Here is a 20,429-nt window from a genome sequence, read left to right as displayed (position 1 = left end):
TATTGTCGCCCTCTTTTCGGGAGGGCGACAAACGGTTATCCCAGAATCGACTTCGGCTCCATAAACGCGCGGATCCCCCACTCGCCCATCTCACGCCCCACGCCGGAGTGCCTGAACCCGCCAAACGGCGCTTTAGGCTCATGGGCCAGCGTGTTCACCAGCACGCGGCCCGCGACAATCTGCTGCGCCACGCGACGCGTACGTTCGACATCCCTGCCCAGCACCATCGCACTCAGGCCATACTCGGTGTCGTTGGCAATGGCGACGGCTTCGGCCTCGTCCTGATAAGCGATCACACACAGTACCGGGCCGAAGATCTCTTCCCGGGCAATCGCCATCTGGTTAGTGACGTCAGCAAACAGCGTCGGGCGCACAAACCAGCCGTCCTGCGTCCCTTCCGGACGCCCTTCGCCCCCCACCAGCAGGTTTGCCCCCTCGTCGAGACCTTTACGGATATAGCCCTGCACCCGCAGCCACTGTTTTTCGCTGACCATCGGGCCAATTTCTGTCGCGTTATCCCGCGGATCGCCGGATTTCACGGCCGCGACGGCCTGCGCCAGCGCAGTTTCGATTTCCGCCTTACGCGACTGCGGTACCAGAATGCGCGTTCCGGCCACGCACGCCTGCCCGCTGTTCATAAACCCGGCCTGCACCACCAGCGGGATAGCCTGCGCCAAATCGACATCATCAAGCAGGATCGTCGGCGATTTACCGCCTAACTCCAGCGTCACCCGCTTAACACTCTGCGCCGCGTTGCGCAGTATCGCTTTGCCGGTAACGGTCGAACCGGTAAACGAAATTTTCGCCACGTCCGGATGGCGGCTGATGGTCTCACCGACCGTAGCGCCCCGTCCGGTGACAATGTTAAACACGCCCGGCGGTAACCCGGCATCGCGCAGCGCCTCGGTGACAATGCGGGTTTGCAATGCGCTCATCTCGCTCGGTTTAATCACCGCCGTGCAGCCCGCCGCGAGCGCAGCCGCCAGTTTGCCGCAGATAAACCCCGCGTCGCTGTTCCACGGGGTAATAAGCCCGGCGACACCAAGCGGCGTCATCTGCACCGTTGCCGCCCCCGCCGTGGTCACAAACTCAAAGGCTTCCAGCGCCTCGATGGCCTGGGCAATGACATCTGCCGGGTAGCGGGCCATCCACGCCGAGCGCGAGGCTGGCGCGCCGTACTCTTCAATCACCGCGTCCAGCAGCGCATCATGACGGGCGGCCACGGCGGCATGCATGCGTTTCAGCGCGGCAATGCGTTCCTGTCGGGGGGTTTGCGACCATGCCGGAAATGCCGCTTTCGCGGCCGCGATGGCATGCTCCGCGTCTACCTCATCGGCCAGGCGAACCTGGCCAATCACCCGCGCCGTCGCCGGATTGTATAAATCAAAACGTTCGGTGCCGTGCGGGGTTACAAATTCGCCGTTGATAAAGATCTGTTCGATGTTGTGCATATAAACCTCCTCAGGCTGTATGGACACAGTCTGGCACGGCTTCTCCGTTGCGATAATCCACGCTATGCTGCAAGGGTTGTTTCGATTTTCAGGATAATCTATGCATCGTTCGGGTCTGACAGAGCTGGAAGTGGTCATGGCGGTGGTGCGGCGCGGCAGTTTTCGCGGTGCGGCACAGGAGCTGGGCATGTCCGCCACGGCGGTAAGTAACGCTATCGCCGGGCTGGAGAGCCGCCTGGAGACGCGCCTGTTTAACCGCACGACCCGCAGCGTGGCGCTTACCGACGCCGGGCAGCGCTACGTGGCGCGTATCGGCCCGGCCCTGCAGGCGATACGCCAGGCCAGCGAAGAGATCCACAGTGATACCGGCGAACCTGCCGGCACCCTGCGCTTAAACGTACCGAACCATATCGGTGCGCTCTTTCTGGATCAATTGCTGATCGACTTTATGATCCGCTACCCGAAAATGCGCGTCGAGACGCTAAGCGAAGCACGAATGATTGACATCGTCGCAGAAGGTTACGACGCCGGGATCCGTCTTGAAGAATCCGTGCCGCAGGACATGATCGCCGTGCCGCTGACCGGTGAGATCCGCCAGCTTGTCACCGCCACGCCGGATTACTTTGCCCGCCACGGCACGCCGCACTCGCCGGAGGATCTGCTCTTACATCAGGGGATCGGTATGCGCATGGCGCACGGTGGGATCTACCGCTGGGAGCTGGCGCGTCACGGAGAACACTACGCTCTGGCGGTACCGCCGCGCTTTGCCACTTCCGATCTCTTCGCCTCGATCCGGGCCGTGAAGGCGGGATTAGGGATAGGGTTTTTACCGGAACTGTATATCCGGGAAGAGCTTGAAAGCGGGGAACTGGTGAGCGTGTTAAACGACTGGACGCAGCCGTTTGCCGGGCTGCGCTTGTACTATCCGGGGCATCGCCACGTCCCGCCAGGGTTACGGGCGCTGGTGGCGATGATCCGTGAGCGCGGGGTTATTCGAGGTTAGCTTTATTCAGCCCGTAAGCCGCGTCCAGCGAGCCCGGCGCCATGCGGGATGTGATCCCCAGACGGTTCCAGGCGTTGATCGCCACAATGGCAAAGTTCAGCTCTGAAATCTCCACGTCCGAGAAGTGCTCCGCCACGCTGCGGTAGAGCGCATCGCTCACGCCATGCACGCTAATTTGCGTCAGCGCTTCGGCGAAGGCCAGCGCCGCTTTCTCACGGGCGCTGAACAGCGGGGACTCGCGCCATGCCGCCAGATGGTACAGGCGCAGCTCGCGTTCTCCGGCGATTTTGGCCTCTTTCGAGTGCATATCCAGGCAGAAGGTACAGCCGTTCAGCTGTGAGACACGAATGTCGATCAGGTGCTTCAGCGCCGGGTCGAGAGAAGTTTTCGCCACTTCCATGCTCAGGTTGGACAGCGCGTTGGCGAGGGCAGGTGTGATCTTATGGTGGTTTACGCGGGTGCTCATTGTCTTTCCTCTTTTTTGTGCGGCATATGTCATGCGATGAGGACAATCTACGCGGATAATGACATAGTAAAAAGATACAAAAACCGTCAAACGAGGTAGGACATGAAACCGGGCTATCACGCTATTTATACCCGCTATCGCGACAACATCACGCGTGGCGTGCTAAAGCCTGGCGACAAAGTCCCCGCCATTCGCGTGCTGGCGGAAGAGCTGAAGGTGGCGCGCAAAACCGTTGAAACCGCTTACGCCATCCTGACGGGCGAAGGGTATCTGGTAAGCCAGGGGGCACGCGGCACGCGGGTCAATCCGGACCTGTTACTGCCCGCGCAGCACGCCCCTGCGGAGCAGACCACCGGCACACTTCCGCCCTCGCTGATCGGCCAGCGCGAACGGGCAGGTTTTCTGCGCCCCGGCATTCCCTCCCTCGACAGCTTTCCCTATAAAAAATGGCTGCTGCTTTCAGGCCAGGCGACGCGCGCCATGCGCCAGGAAGAGATGCTGAATCCGCCCGTGCTGGGCTGGTATCCGCTGCGCCAGGCGATTGCCAGCTACCTTAATATTTCACGCGGGCTCGCCTGCACCGCCGAGCAGGTGCTGATCACCAGCGGCTACAGCGGTAGCCTGCGCCTGATCCTCGATACGCTGGCCAGCCGCAGCGACAAGGTGGTGTTTGAAGATCCGGGCTACTTTATGGGCCAGCAGTTGCTCAAGCGGATCGTGCCGCGCCTGCACACCGTGCCGGTCGATCGCGCCGGGATCGATACGGAATACCTGCTGCGCCACCATCGCGATGCCCGCTTCGCCATCGTCACCCCGTCGCACCAGAGCCCACTGGCGGTCACCCTCTCTCTGCCGCGTAAACAACAGCTTCTCGACTGGGCGAGTCAGAACGAGGCCTGGATTATTGAGGATGACTACGACGGGGAATTTCACTACACCCGCAAGGTGCTGCCGTCGCTAAAAAGCCTCGACCGGCACGACCGGGTCATTTTTATGGGCACCTTCAGCAAAACCATTATGCCGTCGCTGCGCATGGGCTACGTGGTGATGCCCGCCAGCACCCTCGGGGCCTTTACCGACTGCGCGGACATCGTCACCAGCGGCCAGCCGGTGCTGACGCAAAAGATCCTCACCGCCTTTCTCAACGAAGGCCATTTTTTCCGACATCTTAAGAAGATGCGGGCCCTGTATCAGACCCGGCGGGAGTGGATGATTAAGGCTTTACAGGAGGTGTATGGCGACCTGTTTTTCACCGAGCAAAACGACGGTGGGATGCACATTGTGGCATTCCTTTCGAAGGGGAGTTGTGACCGGGAAATCGCGCACTGCTGGCAAGCGCAGCAGCTGCAGGTTAACGCGCTCTCGGAGTGGTATCGCGGCTCCGGCAAGCGTTACGGACTGGTGATGGGCTATAACAACGTGCGCACGTATCAGGAGGCGGTGGCACTACTTGAAAGGCCAAAACAAGAAACGCTGGAATTACTACTCTGAAATCAGATAGCTATCCACGCCATAAAAGAACGTGATAAAGATACAATCTTGAGTCTTTTTTATATTTCTAAGGAAAAGAAAATGAAAGCCATTCTGGGATTTGACTACTTATTAACGCCACGCGTGCTGGTCTTCTTCTACTGGATCGTCATGCTGGTGATTTTGATTGCCGGCGTGTATTCCATGTTTACCGACCATCTTATCACCGGATTTATCGGGATGATTTTCAGCCTGATCGGCTGTCGCGTGACGTTCGAACTGATCATGGTCGCATTTAAGAATAACGAATATCTGCGCCGCATCGCTGAAAACACCGCGGTGAAATCAGTCGAATAATCTCTCCGTTGCACCGGGTAGGGGTTTCTCCTTACCCGGCCAGCGCCGACCCTGCCCGCTTACACATCATAGCGCGACAACCCGACATCCTTGAGCTGCTCGTCACTCATCTTGCTCAGGATGCGACGTGTGCGGTGAATACGGTACCAATTGCGTAGCGTTTTGCCGATCCAGACAAAGACAATAAACGGACGTTTTGAACGGTTCTCGTAAAATTCCATGATGCTCTCCTCACTGTGCCAGTAGCGTTATCATCATGGAATTCAGGGCGTACAATACAGATTCAAAAACATCTTTTGTTTAACATACAGATCCGCTAAAACTGTATCTGCATGCCGTTTTTTGCGGCAATCTGTACTGGTTTTACAATCTGTATGGTGAAAACAAAGGATACAGCATGACGCGCTACCAACATCTCGCCAACCTTCTGGCGGAACGCATTCAACAAGGGCTGTATCGCAGCGGTGAACGTCTGCCGTCGGTGCGCGCGCTGAGCCAGGAGCATGGCGTTAGCATCAGCACCATACAGCAGGCCTACCAGATCCTCGAAAATCTGCAGCTGATCACGCCTCAGCCACGCTCCGGCTATTTTGTCTCGCAACGTAAGGCCATGCCGCCCGTACCGGCAATGACGCGTCCGGTGCAGCGTCCGGTAGACGTCACCCAGTGGGATGAAGTGATGATGCTGCTGGATGCCCGTGCCGACAAAGAGATGATCTCCTTTGGCGGCGGCTCGCCGGACGTCAATCAACCGAGCCTGAAACCGCTGTGGCGTGAAATGAGCCGCATCGCGCAGCACAATCCGGGCGAGATGCTGAGCTATGACGTGCTCGACGGTCGGCTCGAGCTGCGCGAGCAGATCGCACGGCTGATGCTGGACGGCGGCTCTACCGTGGCCGCGAATGAGATTGTCATCACCAATGGCTGCCACGGCGCGCTGTCGATTGCCCTGCTCTCGATATGCAAACCAGGCGATATTGTGGCCGTGGAATCCCCGTCGTTTCACGGCACCATGCAGATGCTGCGCGGGTTCAACATCAAAGCCATCGAAATTCCCACCGATCCCGAAACCGGGATCAGCATTGAAGCGTTAGAGCTGGCGCTGGAGCAGTGGCCCATTAAAGCGGTGATCCTGGTGCCCAACTGCAATAACCCGCTGGGTTTTATCATGCCGGAAGCGCGGAAGAAGCAGGTGCTGGCTCTTGCCCAGCGGCACGATATCGTAATCGTGGAGGATGATATTTACGGCGAGCTGGCGGCGGAATACCCGCGCCCGCGCACCATTCACTCCATGGACATTGATGGCCGCGTACTCCTGTGCAGCTCGTTTACCAAGACCGTGGCACCGGGCCTGCGCGTCGGCTGGATTGTGCCGGGGCGCTATTACGACCGGGTGATGCACATGAAATACGCTGCAGGCGGCTTTAACGTGCCGGGAACGCAGATGGCGGTGGCGGCGTTTATTCGCGACGGCCATTATCATCGTCACGTTCGCCGTATGCGCCAGATTTATCAGCAGAATATGGAAACCTATACCTGCTGGGTGCGGCAGTATTTCCCGGCGGAGATCTGCGTGACGCGCCCGCAGGGCAGTTTTTTACTGTGGGTGGAGTTACCGGAAAACGTCGACATGGTGTGCGTCAGCAAGCAGCTGTGCCGGCTGAAGATCCAGGCGGCAGCCGGGTCGCTGTTCTCTGCGTCCGGCAAGTACCGCAACTGCCTGCGGATCAACGTTGCGTTACCGCCAACGGAGAAGCATCGCGAGGCGCTGAAGAAGATGGGTGAGGCAATTGTGATTGCGATGGAGGCGTAGTGCGGCCTGATGCCTCCACCGCCAGGCCGGGCAAGGCGTCACCGCCGCCCGGCACTGTCACCGACTCAAAACGTCCATGAAACGCTGCCAACGATACTGCGTTCCGCGCCGAAATAGCAGTAGGAGAGCGAGTTACACGCCGCCACATAGCGTTTATCGGTCAGATTATTGACGTTCAGCTGCGCGCTCATACCCGTGAGCCCCACCTTCGACAGGTCATACCCCACCACCATATCCACCAGCGTATACGACGGCAGCGTATGGGTGTTCTGGCGATCGCTGGTAATGCCGTTGACGTAACGAACGCCGGAGCCGACGGTCAGGCCGTCCAGCGGGCCCGTTTTCACGTCGTAGCTGAGCCAGGCACTGGCCATATTCCGCGGCGCATAGACGGCGCGCTTGCCCTCCTCTTCCGGGCTGCTCTTCTTGTAGCGAATGTCGGTATAGGTGTACGCCGCCTGCATGCGCAGGCTGTCGGTCAGTTGACCCACCGCTTCCAGCTCAACGCCCTCGGACTCGATCTCACCGATGGAACGGTACGGATCGGTCGGCTCCTCTTTGGTGGCGATATTCTTCTGGTTGATGCGGAACACCGAGGCGCTGAACTGGCTGTTCATCCCCTCGGGTTCATACTTCACGCCCGCTTCCCACTGCTTGCCTTTCATCGGGTCCAGAATGTTGCCCTGCTCATCGGCGAAACTGGTCGGCGTAAAGGCCGTGGAGTAGCTGACGTACGGCGCGACACCGTTATCAAACAGATACAGCAACGCCGCGCGGCTGCTGACGTTGTTCTTATCCAGGTCGCTGCGGGTATGGTTAACGTTATCAACGTTCGACACGCTTACCTGGTCATAGCGCCCGCCCAGCGTCAGGCGCCAGCGGTCAATGGACATCTGATCCTGCAGATAGTACCCGGTCTGGCGCAGCTTATGTTTTTCCTTGCTGTACTCGGTGATGTAATCCGGTTTCGCACCGTAAACCGGGTGGAACGCGTCAATGGGCGGGAAACCGCCGTAGTAGCCGGTCACGTTATTGGTTCGGTCCTGATAATCCAGGCCGATCAGCACGCGGTGGTTAACTGCCCCTATATCGAAACTGCCGTCGACCTGGTTATCCAGCGTGATGGCATTCATCTTCTCGTCAGAACCGGAATAGCCGCGGTTGAGCTCGGTATCGTTCAGCCAGCCCGCGGCATATACCTGATTCAGCTCCACTTTGGTGTGCAGATAGCGCAGCTTCTGGCGCACCGTCCAGCCGCTGTCGAACATGTGCTCAATGTTGTAGCCCACCATATTTTCCCGACGATCGTACTTGTCGTAATCATCCTCACCTTCAAAGAAGGTGTTGGTGATTTTCTTACCGTTATGCGGCACCACGGTGCCGTCATAAGGCAGGCCGGAGTGGCTCCCCCCTTCCGGATCGCGGTGCAGATAGGCCATCAGATCCAGACGCGTGTTATCAGTGATGCGCCAGGTCAGGCTCGGCATCAGCGCGTAGCGCTCTTCCTTCAGCGGATCAAACTGGGAATCGGCATAGCGGGCCATCCCGCTGAGGCGCACCGCCACGCGGTCGTTATCATCGACCGGACCGGTAACGTCGAACATCGCCCCGCGCTGGTTATTGTTCCCGGCAAATAGCTTAATCTCCCCGCCCGGATCGAACGACGGCTTGCGGGAGGTCAGCGCCACGATACCGCCCGGCGATGAACGGCCGTACAGCACGGAGGCCGGGCCACGCACCACCTCGATATTGTCGAGGAACCAGGGGTCCACCACCAGCGAGCTGTGAGAGTTGGTGTCTCCCATCATCTTCAGGCCGTCGAGGTAGACGTTATCCAGACTGCCGTCGGAGAAACCGCGCAGCACCATGTAGTCGAAGCGGTTTGACGCGCCAATCTGGTTGCTGTAAACCCCCGGCGTGTAACTCACCGCCTGGCGCACGCTGGTCGCGCCCTGCTCTTCAAACTGCTCGCGGGTAACGATAGAGACCGACTGCGGAGTCTCTATATCCGGCGTTTCAAGCTTGGTGGCAGCAGATTGCATCTGTGACGTGACCACAACGGTGTCCGTTTTTTGGGCATCCTGCGCCAGTAAAGGAAAAGCGACGCTACCGGTAACCCATCCCACCAGCAGTGCCAGACGTGATTTAGCAAACATAACCCTCTCCAAAGGTATTTCTTATTGTTAATAAGAATTATTACCTTTTTGAGAGGGCAAACAGCTATGCGCGCCGCCAGGATACGTATGCGCGGTGCTAAAGCGCACGGGTTGCGTTCGCGCGAAGAGAGAAAGTAGGTTAGCGGCGTTTGCACATGTCGCCCGGTGCAATACCGTAATGGCGACGAAACGCGGTAGCGAAATTGGTGGCGTGCTGATAGCCACACATCCACGCCGCCTGCTGCACGCTATAGCCTTCAAGCAGATAGCGACGCGCCAGCGCGAGCCGACATTCACGCAGGTAATCGAAAAGGGTGCAGCCGTAGCGTTGACGAAACTTGCTGCGCAGGCTGCTCGGGCTCATGGCGGCGAGGGCGGCCAGCTGCGCAAGAGTATGATCCTGCTCCGGAGACTGTTCCAGCCTGCTGCGCACGCGTTCAAGACGCGCATGCTCAGGCCGGCACGGGAAGGATTGCTGGCGCTGCGCCAAACCCTGGCCCAGAAGCTGATACATCAGCCCTTCCAGCAACAGCTGACGGGATAATGCGCTTAGACCCTGCTGCTGAGCATGCTGGATCCCCGCAAGGACAAACTCAGGAACGTGCCAGACCAGAGTGGGCGCATTCAGGCTTTGCCATTCCTGGAGCAGTGACTCAAGCAGGGCCTCACGCCTGGCATCGTGTGGGAATAGACCAAACGAGAGCGTTTTCAGCGTGCTGTCGGCATCGTGACGCGCGCACATTATCTGCTCTTCACTCAGGCGGGAGCTGAAGGCCATGCCGGATCGTACGACATATTCAACGCCATTAAGCACGATCGTGACGCCCCCTTCCAGCACCACCAGCATATAAAGTGGGCTGCTATGGCGAGAGGTGGTTTCGTAAGGTTGTAAAACGCGAACGTTGGAGTGGGTCAGTGAAATGCCGGATGAAAGCGTCATCTCTTCCACATTCCCCTGCAGCACGGCGCGGTTGTTGACCTGCGCATCTTTTAACTGCGGGAACCGGTAGTCGATGCCGTAGCGCTCACCGAATATCTGAAAATCCTCAACAAAAAACAGGCGTTTCGCTGATCTATTTTCACGCTGGAGCATATGACGGTGCCTGCATCGGGGAAAAGACAAACGAAACAGTACCATTCATTGGTGGTGGCAGCAATCACTGGGCATAAAACGTATTACGCTCCGGTCTGAGCCGGAGCGAAGAAATATATTTCAGTTAAAGAGATATATTTATGCTTGCTGCCATTCAGCAAAAACCTCTTTATGGTTTTTGGTCAGGACAACTTTATTATCATCCACTTTGTCCACCCAGCCGAGCGGTATAAAGTGGTGCTTCCCACCGGATTCCGGATCGCTTTTCGCAAGCTTGATGCGCTCACCATCCAGATGGTCCACAACACCGACGTGTGTTCCGCAGCTGGCGACAACCTGAGCGTGATCCATAATTGCGTTTTTATCTACCATAATAATTCTCCCGTTTTGGTTATTTGGCCGTTGCACGGAATTAACTGTAGCGCATAAATTTGGCTTACGGGCGCTTATTAGCATTTTGAAACATCATTGACACAACAGGATATTATGGCTACCGCGAGGCATAGTGAAGCATAATGAAAAAATAAGAATAAGATGAATTATTCTCGCAGTTTATTTTTTATTTCATAATTACATTATCGCAACCAACGAGGAGGCATTAATGACGATTCGTAATATTCGTAATAATCGTACAGAAATTTCACTGGCTCTTGGTGAAGCGGTTTTAGACATTGTGCAAAAAGGCCACGAGCTGTCGCGTGAAAATCTGGCGCAGGCGATGAAAACAAAAGCAGAGAAGGAGCGCGACGATGAGCGGCTCCTGAATTACTGGAAAGCCTGTAATATGCTGGTCTGAACGAGGCGGCGTTTAGCCTGGCTAAACGCCGCCAGCCGTTACTCGTCGAAGAACCAGTAGCCCTGGTTAATCAGTCCGGTCAGTTCGTCAATAAACGCCGGATTGTTCAGCGCCTCGCCCAGCTCAGCCTGGCCGAGTTCCGTGTAGCGACACAGCACGTCCGCAGCCTTCGCATCTACCGTTTCCAGCAGTTCGCTGTTGATGAAGACGCTGCCGTTGATATTCAACACGCGCAGACCGCTCAGGCGAGACAGCGTTTCGCCACCCTGCAATGCATCAAGCACTTCTTCTGCCGTGTACGGCGGTTCCGCGGTGGCAATATCCAGCTCATGGCGCGGCGTCGAGACAAAGCTACCGAACCATTTCGTGAAATCATCAGGCTTGCTGATCATGTCGATCATCATCTGGCGAATACGATCCAGCTCGTACTGTTCCACGCGTCCAGGGTGTTCGCGGCAGGTCAGATCCGGATCGCTGTAGTGCTCGCCGCCCAGATCGTTTTCCAGCGCGTAATCGGCAAAGCTGCTGATCAGATCGCGACCGTTCGGCCCGCGGAAACCGACGGAGTAGTTGAGCGCCGTTTCGTGGGTAAAGCCGTCGTGCGGGAAGCCTGGTGGAATGTAGAGGATATCGCCCGGGGCCAGATCTTCGTCGATGATCGGCTCAAACGGATCAACGTGCAGCAGTGCCGGATGCGGGCAGAACTGGCGCATTGGCAGCTTGTCACCCACGCGCCAGCGGCGGCTTCCCATCCCCTGAATGATAAACACATCGTACTGATCGATATGCGGGCCCACGCCGCCGCCAGGGACAGAGAAGGAGATCATCAGGTCATCCAGACGCCAGTCTGGCAAGACGCGGAACGGGCGCACCAGCTCCGCTGCAGGCATGTGCCAGTGGTTCACCGCCTGCGCCAGCAGCGACCAGCCGGTTTCGCCCAGGCCATCGAAGTGCTCAAACGGACCATTGCTGGCCTGCCATTTACCGTTGGAATGGCTGACCAGACGGCTATCGACTTCAGGCTCCATCGCCAGCCCTGCCAGTTCGTCCGGGGTAATCGGGTCGACAAAATTGGGGAAGGCATTTTTCAGCACTACGGGTTGTTTCTGCCAGTATTTTTCAAGAAATTCCGGCCAGTTCAGGTTCAGTTGATACGCCATGGGTAGCACCAGTGAGAGGGTAAACAGGCGCGATTATAGGGGAGACGGTCAAGGGGGAACTTGTCATGGGTCAAACGAGAGGAGAAGGCCGGCGCAAACGTCCGGCCCTGAGGGATCAATCCAGCTTCAGATCGTCATAATGCGTAATCAGTTTACCCACAATGCCGTAGTCCAGCGCTTCTGCCGGAGACATCCAGAAGTTGCGGTCGGTGTCTTTTTTCACTTTTTCCAGCGGCTGGCCGGTGGCGTCAGCGATCAGCTTGTTCACGCGATCCAGCATGCGGATGATCTCGCGCGCTTCAATCTCAATATCCGTCGCCTGACCACGCACGCCACCCAGCGGCTGGTGGATCATAAAGCGGGTGTTGGGCAGAGAGTAGCGGTGCTCTTTTTTCGCCGCCAGGAAGATGGTGATCCCGGCGCTCGCCACCCAGCCGGTACCGATGATGTGTACGTCCGGACGGATGAACTTGATGAAGTCATGGATGGTATCACCCGCTTCCACGTGGCCACCCTGGCTGTTGATGTACAGCTTGATCGGATCGTTGCTCACGCTTTGCAGCAGGATAAGCTGGGTAATGACTTTTTGCGCCAGTTCCTGGTTGATCTCACCGGAGATAACAATCGAGCGGGACTCGAGCAGTTTTTGCTGCAGCGCGCCCGCGCCGTTTGACCCTTCCGCTTTATCCTTATCGCCTTCTTTCAGTGTGTAGTGCATTGTTATGTCCTCAGCATTTAGCGCTCAAAACCAGAGTGTAGCCTGTTTTACCGGTCAAAGTCCTCAGGCGCACATAATGCGAACATCCTGCGCCGCAAACGCGTCGATAACGTCCTGTTTAATATTCGCGTCCACCACCAGCACATCAATGTCGCGGCTCTTTGCCACGACAAAGCGCGCCACGCCGGGAAGCTTGTCAGCAGTCAACGCCACGATGGTCTGGTTGCTCTGGGCGATCACCGCTTTTTTGAACGCACAGTCGGCAAAATCAAAGCCGGTCAGCCCCATCTCAGGATCCATCGCACAGCCACCGATAAAGGCCTGATCAAAGATAATCCCCTCAAGCTGGCTTGCAGCCGTGGCACCCACCGTCGCGCCGGACGCCCGCTGGAGCTGCCCGCCAGTGATGATCACCTCACACAGCGGATGTTGCAGCAGCGCGGTCGCGATGGCCGGGGAGTTGGTCACCACCGTCACGCTGAGTTCGGCAGGAAGGGCTTTCGCCAGCGCCAGATTGGTGGTGCCCGTATCCATAAAGATACAGCCACCTGCCTTGATCAGCGTTGCCGCTTTCTGCGCGATTGTGGCTTTTTGTGCACTGTTTTCCTGCTCGCGGCGGCTAAATGTCCCCGCATCCGGCAGCTGAAGTACCGCGCCACCGTAGACCTTTTTACAGAAGCCCTCTTTGCTAAGCTCATGTAAATCACGGCGAATGGTGTGCTCGGAGACCTTCATTTGTGTCGCCAGTTCGGTGCACACCACCCTTCCGCTCTCCTGAAGGATCTGACGGATCAGCGCTTGTCGTTGCTCCGGAAAAGCAGCATAATCGAGCATTATAAGTCCTTTAAAATAACAAAACCGAGCATCAAAGCGCATAATGTTGCACTGCGCGTGCTCTGTCAATCAGCACTCACCGCGAGGATAACAATGAACATTGCCCATGTTGCACTCTGGACCCGACACCTTGATGCACAGGTACAGTTCTGGGAAACGGTTTTTGGCGGACGCCGTAATGAACGCTACCTCAGCAAAAATCGCCCGGGCTTTGCGTCACATTTTATTACCCTGGATGGCGGGCCAACCCTTGAACTGATGACGGTTCCGGACCTGCCCGACGCCCCGGCTCATCCGGAGTTTATTGGCTGGGCGCATATCGCCATTCACGTCGGCAGCCAGGCAGATGTGGACCGTATGGCGGCGCAGGCGCAGTCAAACGGCACCCTGCTCAGCGCTCCCCGCATGACCGGGGATGGGTTTTATGAGGCGGTGATTGCGGACCCGGACGGCAACCGGATTGAGCTCACAGGAGAGTAAAAGACATAACGCCTGCCATGCAGGCGTTAATGTTTAATTCACCGTGGCCGGGCGCGCCAGATTTTCCTCGCCCTCACGTTGCTGCGCTTTCTCGTGCTGACGTTCCGCCAGCAACCGGCAAATCTCCGCATGCTTCTCCTCGGTAAAGGTAAAGCGCGACATAAACCCAAGCCGGATCAGCGAGCCGATGGCCGGCAGCAGACAGATACCAAAGAACAGCCCCGACAGCACGCCGTCACTCTGGGTTTGCGCCTGCGGGACATAACCGATCATCGTCAGAAACACGCCGATTAACCCACCGCCGACCGCCACCGACATCTTGCCGGTAAAGGTCTGTCCGGAGAAGGTGATCGCCGCACAGCGCTTGTGGGTGTGGTACTCCGCATACTCAATGGTGTCGGCAATCATCGACGAGGTGAGGATGTTGGACATCATCACAAACAGCGTACTCAGGCCAAGCAGGATAAACAGCATCGCCGTCTGCTGATAGCCCACAAACCACATCACCACGCGTACCGCAACATCCAGCCCGCAGAGGATCATAAACAGCTTCCGCTTCTGCATCCTGCGCGTCAGCATTGGGGCGACGAGACACACCACCGCCGCCATAATCCCCATCACGCCGATCGCCATCTGCAGGCTGCCGTCACCCATATTGTTGATAAAGAAATAGATGTAGAGGCCGCCGGCCACGTTATGGAACACGCAGAAGAAGAACGACAGCAGAACGATAAACAGCGGCTTGTTCTGGCGCAGGTTATGGAAGGTGTCACGTATCGTCACCTTTTCCGGACTCGGCGGCACACGCTCCTTAATCTGCATAAAGCCGTTGAGCATCAGCGGCAGGCCGACCAGCATCATCACCAGCGCCGCCATAAAATAGCCTTTGTCGTTGCTGTACTGGGCGAAGAACGCCGCCAGTTTCGGGAAGAAAATGTTGGCGCAGGCGATCCCGGCGTTAACCCCCAGCATGGCCGCCGTCACCGCGCGGGTGCGCTGCCCGGAGTCGTTAGTCATCACCGACGACATCGACCAGAACGGGATATCAGAGATGGCGTACAGCGTTCCCCACAGAATGTACGTCACCCCGGCGTAGAGAATTTTGGTGGTCATGTCCGCTTCGATTTTATAGAACGACAGCAGCGTGACGCCGGTAATGAGTAATGGGGCGATCAGCAAAAAGTGGCGAAACTTGCCGAACCGGGTGTTAATGGTGTCCATTATGCTGGCAAATAGCGGGTCGTGAACCGCATCCCACGCGCGGGCAATCAGGAAGATGGTACTCGCCGCCAGCGCCGAAATCCCCAGCACGTCGGTGTAAAAATAGTTAATAAACGAACCCACTAAACCAAAGCTAAAACACTGACCTAATCCATAACCAAAATAAGACCACAATTCGCGAGACGGTATTTTCATTGTCATTGCCATAGTGCGTACCTGGTTGCCCGGCGGCAGGCCGCCGGGTCGATATTATTAGCCCTGCGCTTTCGGGGCGATCTTACGGAGCTTCTTCATTAAGGCCATTTCACTGCGCGAGAACGGGATACCGTTCTCCTCAAAGACGTCGTGGAACCAGAGGCGGCAGTAGTCCGTAGACTCCTTCATCACCACCGGCCACGGCAGCCACGTCTGGGTTTTACCGCGCACCAGCCCCCACTGATACGGCGCGACCTTCGCCGTGTACATCAACGGGAGCTGCTCCTCGAGGGTGCTGCCCACGTGCCGGGCCAGCCATTCGGTGCAGAAGATTGGCCGCCCAAGCGCCTGCAGCTGCTGGATAATCGCGGTCATGCGTCCGGTGTTGGTGTAAGCGTGGAAGCTCACCACGTCGGATAGCGCCAGCGCGGTTTGATCCAGCGGATGCTGATAAAACGTCTCGCCCTCCTCTTCCGCCGGCAGACGCCACGCGCAGACGGTGAGCGGCTGAGTGGGATCCTCTTCACGCACCCACCGGAACGCCAGCTTCATCAGCTCATGCGCGCAGGTCTCCAGCTTCGCGTCGTACTGCACCTCCTGCGTACCGGTCGCAAAAATGCCGCGGTTGCCCGGCTCGTTATACAGATCCCACAGCAGTACGCGCTCATCGTCGCGGAACTGGCGGATAACGTCGCGGATATAGCGCTCAATCTGCGGCCAGCAGTCGGGATCGCAGACTTTATCGCGCCCCGGGCTCGCTGCCGCCTGGCTGTTGTGCTTGCCCGGCACCGGCGGCTTTTGCGGCCCCAGATACGGTTCATCGCCGGAGAAACCGCAGTCGTCCATCAGGGTCAGCATGGTGCTGAACCCGTGGCTGTCGGCCATCGCCAGAAACGCGTCGATGCGCGCCATCAGGCCGTCGCGATCGTGTTCCCAGACAATAAACGGCAGGTTGATGCGCAGGGTGTTGTAGCCCGCCTCCGCCGCCCAGCCCAGTTCGCGGTCAATGGTATCGGCATCGAAGGTCTCTTCCTGCCAGATATCGGTCCAGTTCACCGCCGTCGACGGTAAATAGTTAAACCCACACAGCCAGCCTTTTTGCTGATACCACGCCTGTGCCTGCTCCCTGCTCCACTGCTCTTTCATTACGCGTCCTCTTACTGATAATGTTTAGCTAATAAATATTAGCTGCGGGATAAATGCGCAATTCATGACGCTCCGAAAAGCGACAGCCTTCACAAAGTTCATGCAGGCGCGAATAAGAAACGTGATCGACGGCGCGTAAGCGAACAGTTAGGGTATGATGCGGTGTCGCGAGAGGGAGAGGACGGATGAAGCGAAAAACAAAAGTCACGATGAACGATATTGCGCGGGCGGCGGGGGTGTCGCAGGCGACGGTATCGCTGGTGCTCAACCAGTCCCGTAACATCAAGCTCAGCGACGAGACCCGCCAGCGGGTGATCGGCGTGGCGACCGAGCTCGGTTATGACCGCCTGCCTGCCATTCACGCCCCGCGCAACCAGGAGGAAATCGCCCTGCTGGTCAGTTCCCTGCAAAGCTTTGATCCCTTTATCGATGCCATCAGCCAGGCGCGGGAAGCCGCATGGCGCAACGAAGCGCTACTGACGGTGTACGACTACGGTGATGACGTAGAGCTGGCGCTGAACATTATCCGCCAGCTGGAGAAGCGCAACTGCGTGGGGATTATCCTCGCCTCCCCCGTTACCACCCTTGTCGACATGACCGCTTTTCAGGACTGCACCCGCATTCCACTGGTGCTGCTCAATCAGCGCGACCCCGGTTCGCCGCTGCTGCCGTCGTTTATTCCGGACGACTACGCCAACGCCTTCCAGGTGACCAAACACCTGATCGCCTGCGGTGCAACGCGTATCGCCCACATCACCGGCGAGAGCTGGATGGAGGCCTCCCGCCAGCGGCTGGCCGGCTATCAGGCCGCTTTACAGCAGGCCGGTTTAGCCTGTGACGAGAGTCTGGTGCGCCAGACCAACTGGCAGTTCAGCGAATCCTTTACCGCCACCACCTCTCTGTTGTCGCTGGTCGAACGCCCGGACGCCATCTTCTGCGCCAGCGACTGGCTGGCGATCGGCTGCTATCAGGCGCTGGCGGTAAACGGCGTGCGCATCCCGCAGGATATGCTGCTGGCGGGCTACGACGACCAGAAGATCTCCGAGCAACTCACCCCACCGCTGACCAGTATCCAGCTCCCCTACAGCGAACTGGGACGGCTGGCGGTGGAGTACCTGTGCAATCAGGAAGATGCCGCCACCCACGTGACGCTGGCGGGCAGGCTGAAGGTACGGACATCAAGCCTCGTCTGAGGTGAAGACCATTCCGGCATAGGGTTTCTCCCGGCACGCCGCCAGCCGCGCGGCGAGGCTGCCCACGTGCAGCTCCAGCTTGTGCCCGTCCGGGTCGAGAAAATAGAACGATGCCCCCTCACTTTTGTTCTGCTTCCAGACGGTAACGCCTGCCTGCTCCAGCTTGTGCGAGAACGGTTCAAAATCTTCCGTCGCAATGGTAAACGCGTAATGGGTATAGTCGCTCTCCTGCGGCGGCACATACTGGCGCGCCTCGTCGTACGACAGGCAGACCCACAGATCGCCGCAGGTAAGATAGGCCCCGGTATTCCAGCGGGCGTGCAGCGTCAGCCCCAGCAGCTCGTGCCAGAAGGTAACGCTTTTTTGCAGGTCGCTGACCGCGAGGGTCAGATGGTTGAGTGATTGCAGCATGACGTGCCCTTTTGTTTTTTGCGCCAGACGTGGTACGGTAACTTTATGAACATAAACCACGCCGTGCTCACCGTAAACCGCTGGTGGCTGCCTTCTTAAAGGCGGCACGGAGTAGTTTTCCCCATTTTCAGATAGCCGCCGAAAGGCGGCTTTCACATTTCTAAGACCCCTTTCGGCACTTGCACATTAAGGAGTCTTTATGAACGTTCAAACCATCCTCACCGGCGACCGCCCAACCGGCCCACTGCACCTGGGCCATTTCGTCGGTTCGCTGCGCCAGCGCGTGGCGCTACAGCAGACGCATAACCAGTATGTCTTGATTGCCGACCTGCAGGGGCTGACCGACAACGGCAGCAACCCACAAAAAATCCGCGACAACATCCCTGAAGTGCTCGCCGACTACCTCGCCGCCGGCATCGACCCGAACCTGACGACACTCTGCCTGCAGTCCGCCCTGCCCGCTCTCGCCGAGCTGACAATGTTGTATATGAACATCGTCACCGTCGCCCGCGTCGAGCGTAACCCGACGGTGAAAAATGAGATTGCGCAGAAAGGCTTTGCCCGCTCGCTGCCGGTCGGTTTTATGGCCTACCCCATCAGCCAGGCGGCGGACATCACTGCGTTCAAAGCCGAGTGCGTCCCCGTCGGCGACGACCAACTGCCGATGATTGAGCAGACCAATGAGATTGTGCACAAGATGAACAGCCTCTTGCCTGCCCCGGTGCTGCGCCACTGCAAAGCGATGCTCAGCGACACCGGCCGCCTGCCCGGCATCGACGGCAGCGCCAAGATGTCAAAATCACTGGGCAACACCCTGCACCTTTCCGCCAGTGAAGAGACGATTCACCGTGCGGTCAGCGCCATGTACACCGACCCGAACCACCTGAAGGTGAGCGACCCGGGGCAGATTGAGGGAAACGTGGTGTTTACCTACCTCGACGCGTTTCATCCGGACAAAGCCAAAGTGGCAGCGATGAAGGCGCATTATCAGGCGGGCGGACTGGGTGACCGGGCATGCAAGAATGAGCTGGAGGCGTGCCTGCAGGAGCTGATTGCACCGATGCGGGAACGGAGGGCGATGTACATGCAGGATAAAGGGGAGCTGATGGCGATGCTGAAGCGCGGGACCGAACGGGCGCAGGCGGTGACGCAGGGGACGCTGAAAGAGGTGAAGGTTGGGCTGGGGGTGCCGGTGTTTTGAACTCGCGATTACAGTCGTCTTCTCCTCAGTCGGCGCCGCATCTGTGGCCTTCACAACCAGAACCACCGCACTCTCGCAGCAGTGGCGGCGGTAGTAAGTCTGGAGGGATAGCGTCAGGGGATATCTCTACGGATGCGGCTAGCCGCCCTGCTCAATGGTCTGGACGGCGCTGATATCCAGGATGAGAACAAAACATGTTCTCATCCTGTTTAGCCCTTTTTCACCTCGTAATCCGGTAGCGAGAATCGAGTGATAAAGGTATTAAGTGCGTTGGTATCAGGTAGCGCGGTCAGCGCCCCTTTGCGCGTTGTCGCGAGGGCACCGCAGGCGCTGGCCTGAGCCATGGCCTGGTGGAGTTGTTCAACATTCTGCGGCATCCCGCGATGTGCAATCCAGGCCAGCAACCCTGCGACAAACGCGTCGCCAGCCCCGGTTGTATCAACACTGTTGACGGTATAACCGTCGAAATGAATAACGCTGTTGCGCCACAGCACCATGGCACCTTGCTCACCGTAGGTCACGACTTTGAGTTGCGCGGGCAGAGCATTGAGAGCGTTAAGCGCATGGGAAAAATCGTGAGAGCCGGTCATCCAGTGCCACTCTTCTTCCGAGAGTTTAAGAATGTCGGCCTGGGCGGCAAAATGGCGCACCGTCTCGAGCATTTCATGCTTATCGGGCCACATTTGCTCCCGTAAATTCACGTCGAAACTCAGTAATCCTCCACGCTGTTTTACATGGTTGATGGCGGTGACGAGCGTATGACGACACGTTTCGGCGACCAGGGCCAGAGAGCAGAAGTGCAGAATATCGTCGCTAAAACCGGGCAGCGCATCGGGCGTTAAAAATTGATCCGCGGAAGGGTTGGTTAAAAACGTAAATCCACGCTCGCCAGCGCGGCCCAGAGAGACCAATACCGTGCTGGTTCTGTGCTGATTATCCAACTGCAGACTTTCGGTTGAAACGCCTGCGTCAGACAGCGTTTTCTTCAGAAAATAACCAAAGTCATCCTCACCGACCCGGCCAATAAAACCACTCTGGCAGCCCAGACGCGCAGCGCCAATTGCCACATTGAACGGGGCTCCTCCTGCGCAGGCCTGATATTGCATGTCTGAAAGCGGTAGAAGATCCACCACTGCATCGCCAAGAGTCCAGATATTCATGACATTTCCTCAATAATAATTAACTTTTTAAATGCGACCTGCGGGAAGGTCAGTTTTTTAATAGCGCTTAAGCGTGAACAGGTGCCATGGATTATCCAGGCATAC

The 20,429-nt window shown here is 57.6% G+C and carries 21 protein-coding genes; 8 read left to right on the top strand and 13 right to left on the bottom strand.

Annotation, left to right across the window (positions count from 1 at the left end; all coding sequences use genetic code 11):
* Window positions 1-35: 35 nt before the first annotated feature.
* A complete protein-coding gene (locus L462_RS01630) occupies window positions 36-1,451 on the bottom strand; it encodes an aldehyde dehydrogenase family protein (RefSeq protein WP_032679562.1) in 1,416 nt (471 codons plus the stop codon).
* A 100-nt stretch (window positions 1,452-1,551) separates the two neighbouring features.
* On the opposite strand from L462_RS01630, the gene L462_RS01635 reads away from it, so the two are divergent.
* A complete protein-coding gene (locus L462_RS01635) occupies window positions 1,552-2,454 on the top strand; it encodes a LysR family transcriptional regulator (protein WP_032679561.1) in 903 nt (300 codons plus the stop codon).
* Here the strand turns inward: L462_RS01635 and L462_RS01640 are convergent.
* Window positions 2,441-2,920, bottom strand: coding sequence for a carboxymuconolactone decarboxylase family protein (locus tag L462_RS01640; RefSeq protein WP_032679560.1), 480 nt, complete (start codon window positions 2,918-2,920; stop codon window positions 2,441-2,443). The two genes, L462_RS01635 and L462_RS01640, sit on opposite strands and share 14 nt — an antisense overlap.
* Before the next feature lie 102 nt (window positions 2,921-3,022).
* Between L462_RS01640 and L462_RS01645 the strand changes: the two genes are divergently transcribed.
* Together L462_RS01645 and L462_RS01650 are read left to right on the top strand one after the other, a co-directional pair.
* Window positions 3,023-4,411 carry a MocR-like pyridoxine biosynthesis transcription factor PdxR gene (locus tag L462_RS01645; RefSeq protein ID WP_032679559.1) on the top strand — a complete coding sequence of 463 codons (1,389 nt, stop codon included), beginning with the start codon at window positions 3,023-3,025 and terminating at the stop codon, window positions 4,409-4,411.
* A gap of 81 nt (window positions 4,412-4,492) precedes the next feature.
* Window positions 4,493-4,747 carry a DUF4282 domain-containing protein gene (locus L462_RS01650; RefSeq protein ID WP_020885330.1) on the top strand — a complete coding sequence of 85 codons (255 nt, stop codon included), beginning with the start codon at window positions 4,493-4,495 and terminating at the stop codon, window positions 4,745-4,747.
* 59 nt (window positions 4,748-4,806) lie between these two features.
* On the opposite strand, the gene L462_RS01655 is transcribed toward L462_RS01650, so the two are convergent.
* A complete protein-coding gene (locus tag L462_RS01655) occupies window positions 4,807-4,968 on the bottom strand; it encodes a DUF1127 domain-containing protein (protein WP_014168457.1) in 162 nt (53 codons plus the stop codon).
* 176 nt (window positions 4,969-5,144) lie between these two features.
* Between L462_RS01655 and L462_RS01660 the strand changes: the two genes are divergently transcribed.
* Window positions 5,145-6,560 (top strand): aminotransferase-like domain-containing protein, encoded by a 1,416-nt coding sequence (locus L462_RS01660; protein WP_020885331.1) that lies wholly within the window; start codon window positions 5,145-5,147, stop codon window positions 6,558-6,560.
* A gap of 65 nt (window positions 6,561-6,625) precedes the next feature.
* On the opposite strand, the gene foxA is transcribed toward L462_RS01660, so the two are convergent.
* From foxA to L462_RS01675, 3 genes are all read right to left on the bottom strand, one after another.
* The gene (gene foxA, locus L462_RS01665; RefSeq protein ID WP_155964467.1) at window positions 6,626-8,734 is read right to left on the bottom strand and encodes a ferrioxamine B receptor FoxA; all 2,109 of its coding nucleotides are present in this window, start codon (window positions 8,732-8,734) and stop codon (window positions 6,626-6,628) included.
* A 121-nt stretch (window positions 8,735-8,855) separates the two neighbouring features.
* Window positions 8,856-9,809 carry a helix-turn-helix transcriptional regulator gene (locus tag L462_RS01670; protein ID WP_032679557.1) on the bottom strand — a complete coding sequence of 318 codons (954 nt, stop codon included), beginning with the start codon at window positions 9,807-9,809 and terminating at the stop codon, window positions 8,856-8,858.
* Between the two features lie 138 nt (window positions 9,810-9,947).
* Window positions 9,948-10,181 (bottom strand): DUF2171 domain-containing protein, encoded by a 234-nt coding sequence (locus L462_RS01675; protein ID WP_020885334.1) that lies wholly within the window; start codon window positions 10,179-10,181, stop codon window positions 9,948-9,950.
* A 229-nt stretch (window positions 10,182-10,410) separates the two neighbouring features.
* Between L462_RS01675 and L462_RS01680 the strand changes: the two genes are divergently transcribed.
* Entirely contained in the window at window positions 10,411-10,605 is a 195-nt protein-coding gene (locus tag L462_RS01680) for a DUF2767 family protein (protein ID WP_020885335.1), read from the top strand.
* A gap of 38 nt (window positions 10,606-10,643) precedes the next feature.
* On the opposite strand, the gene L462_RS01685 is transcribed toward L462_RS01680, so the two are convergent.
* The 3 genes from L462_RS01685 to L462_RS01695 all read right to left on the bottom strand — a co-directional run bounded on the left by L462_RS01685 (window position 10,644) and on the right by L462_RS01695 (window position 13,317).
* Window positions 10,644-11,765: a ribosomal protein uL16 3-hydroxylase gene (locus L462_RS01685; protein WP_032679556.1), complete on the bottom strand. Its 1,122-nt coding sequence runs from the start codon at window positions 11,763-11,765 to the stop codon at window positions 10,644-10,646.
* Window positions 11,766-11,880: 115 nt separating this feature from the next.
* Window positions 11,881-12,483, bottom strand: a complete 603-nt coding sequence (locus L462_RS01690; RefSeq protein ID WP_014168451.1) for an ATP-dependent Clp protease proteolytic subunit — start codon at window positions 12,481-12,483, stop codon at window positions 11,881-11,883.
* 63 nt (window positions 12,484-12,546) lie between these two features.
* Window positions 12,547-13,317 carry a DeoR/GlpR family DNA-binding transcription regulator gene (locus L462_RS01695; protein WP_032679555.1) on the bottom strand — a complete coding sequence of 257 codons (771 nt, stop codon included), beginning with the start codon at window positions 13,315-13,317 and terminating at the stop codon, window positions 12,547-12,549.
* 93 nt (window positions 13,318-13,410) lie between these two features.
* Here L462_RS01695 and L462_RS01700 point away from each other — a divergent pair, with 93 nt between their 5' ends.
* Window positions 13,411-13,797: a VOC family protein gene (locus L462_RS01700; protein ID WP_020885338.1), complete on the top strand. Its 387-nt coding sequence runs from the start codon at window positions 13,411-13,413 to the stop codon at window positions 13,795-13,797.
* A gap of 33 nt (window positions 13,798-13,830) precedes the next feature.
* On the opposite strand, the gene L462_RS01705 is transcribed toward L462_RS01700, so the two are convergent.
* Together L462_RS01705 and L462_RS01710 are read right to left on the bottom strand one after the other, a co-directional pair.
* Complete coding sequence (locus tag L462_RS01705) at window positions 13,831-15,225, bottom strand: MFS transporter (RefSeq protein WP_020885339.1); 1,395 nt, start codon at window positions 15,223-15,225, stop codon at window positions 13,831-13,833.
* Between the two features lie 45 nt (window positions 15,226-15,270).
* Window positions 15,271-16,359 (bottom strand): cellulase family glycosylhydrolase, encoded by a 1,089-nt coding sequence (locus L462_RS01710; protein WP_032679554.1) that lies wholly within the window; start codon window positions 16,357-16,359, stop codon window positions 15,271-15,273.
* A 185-nt stretch (window positions 16,360-16,544) separates the two neighbouring features.
* On the opposite strand from L462_RS01710, the gene L462_RS01715 reads away from it, so the two are divergent.
* The gene (locus tag L462_RS01715; RefSeq protein ID WP_032679553.1) at window positions 16,545-17,552 is read left to right on the top strand and encodes a LacI family DNA-binding transcriptional regulator; all 1,008 of its coding nucleotides are present in this window, start codon (window positions 16,545-16,547) and stop codon (window positions 17,550-17,552) included.
* On the opposite strand, the gene fosA is transcribed toward L462_RS01715, so the two are convergent.
* Entirely contained in the window at window positions 17,538-17,963 is a 426-nt protein-coding gene (gene fosA, locus L462_RS01720; protein ID WP_032679775.1) for a FosA/FosA2 family fosfomycin resistance glutathione transferase, read from the bottom strand. The genes L462_RS01715 and fosA overlap by 15 nt on opposite strands.
* 199 nt (window positions 17,964-18,162) lie before the next feature.
* On the opposite strand from fosA, the gene trpS reads away from it, so the two are divergent.
* On the top strand, window positions 18,163-19,164 hold the full coding sequence (trpS, locus tag L462_RS01725; protein WP_032679552.1) for a tryptophan--tRNA ligase: 1,002 nt from the start codon (window positions 18,163-18,165) through the stop codon (window positions 19,162-19,164).
* A gap of 209 nt (window positions 19,165-19,373) precedes the next feature.
* Here trpS and L462_RS01730 read toward each other — a convergent pair whose 3' ends face one another.
* Window positions 19,374-20,324, bottom strand: coding sequence for an aminoimidazole riboside kinase (locus tag L462_RS01730; RefSeq protein ID WP_032679551.1), 951 nt, complete (start codon window positions 20,322-20,324; stop codon window positions 19,374-19,376).
* Between the last annotated feature and the right edge of the window lie 105 nt (window positions 20,325-20,429).

It is taken from the genome of Enterobacter sp. BIDMC 26, assembly GCF_000534435.1.
GTDB lineage: Bacteria > Pseudomonadota > Gammaproteobacteria > Enterobacterales > Enterobacteriaceae > Enterobacter > Enterobacter ludwigii.
The sequence above is the reverse complement of the archived record's forward strand: the minus strand, read 5'-3'. Positions and strand labels throughout refer to the sequence as shown.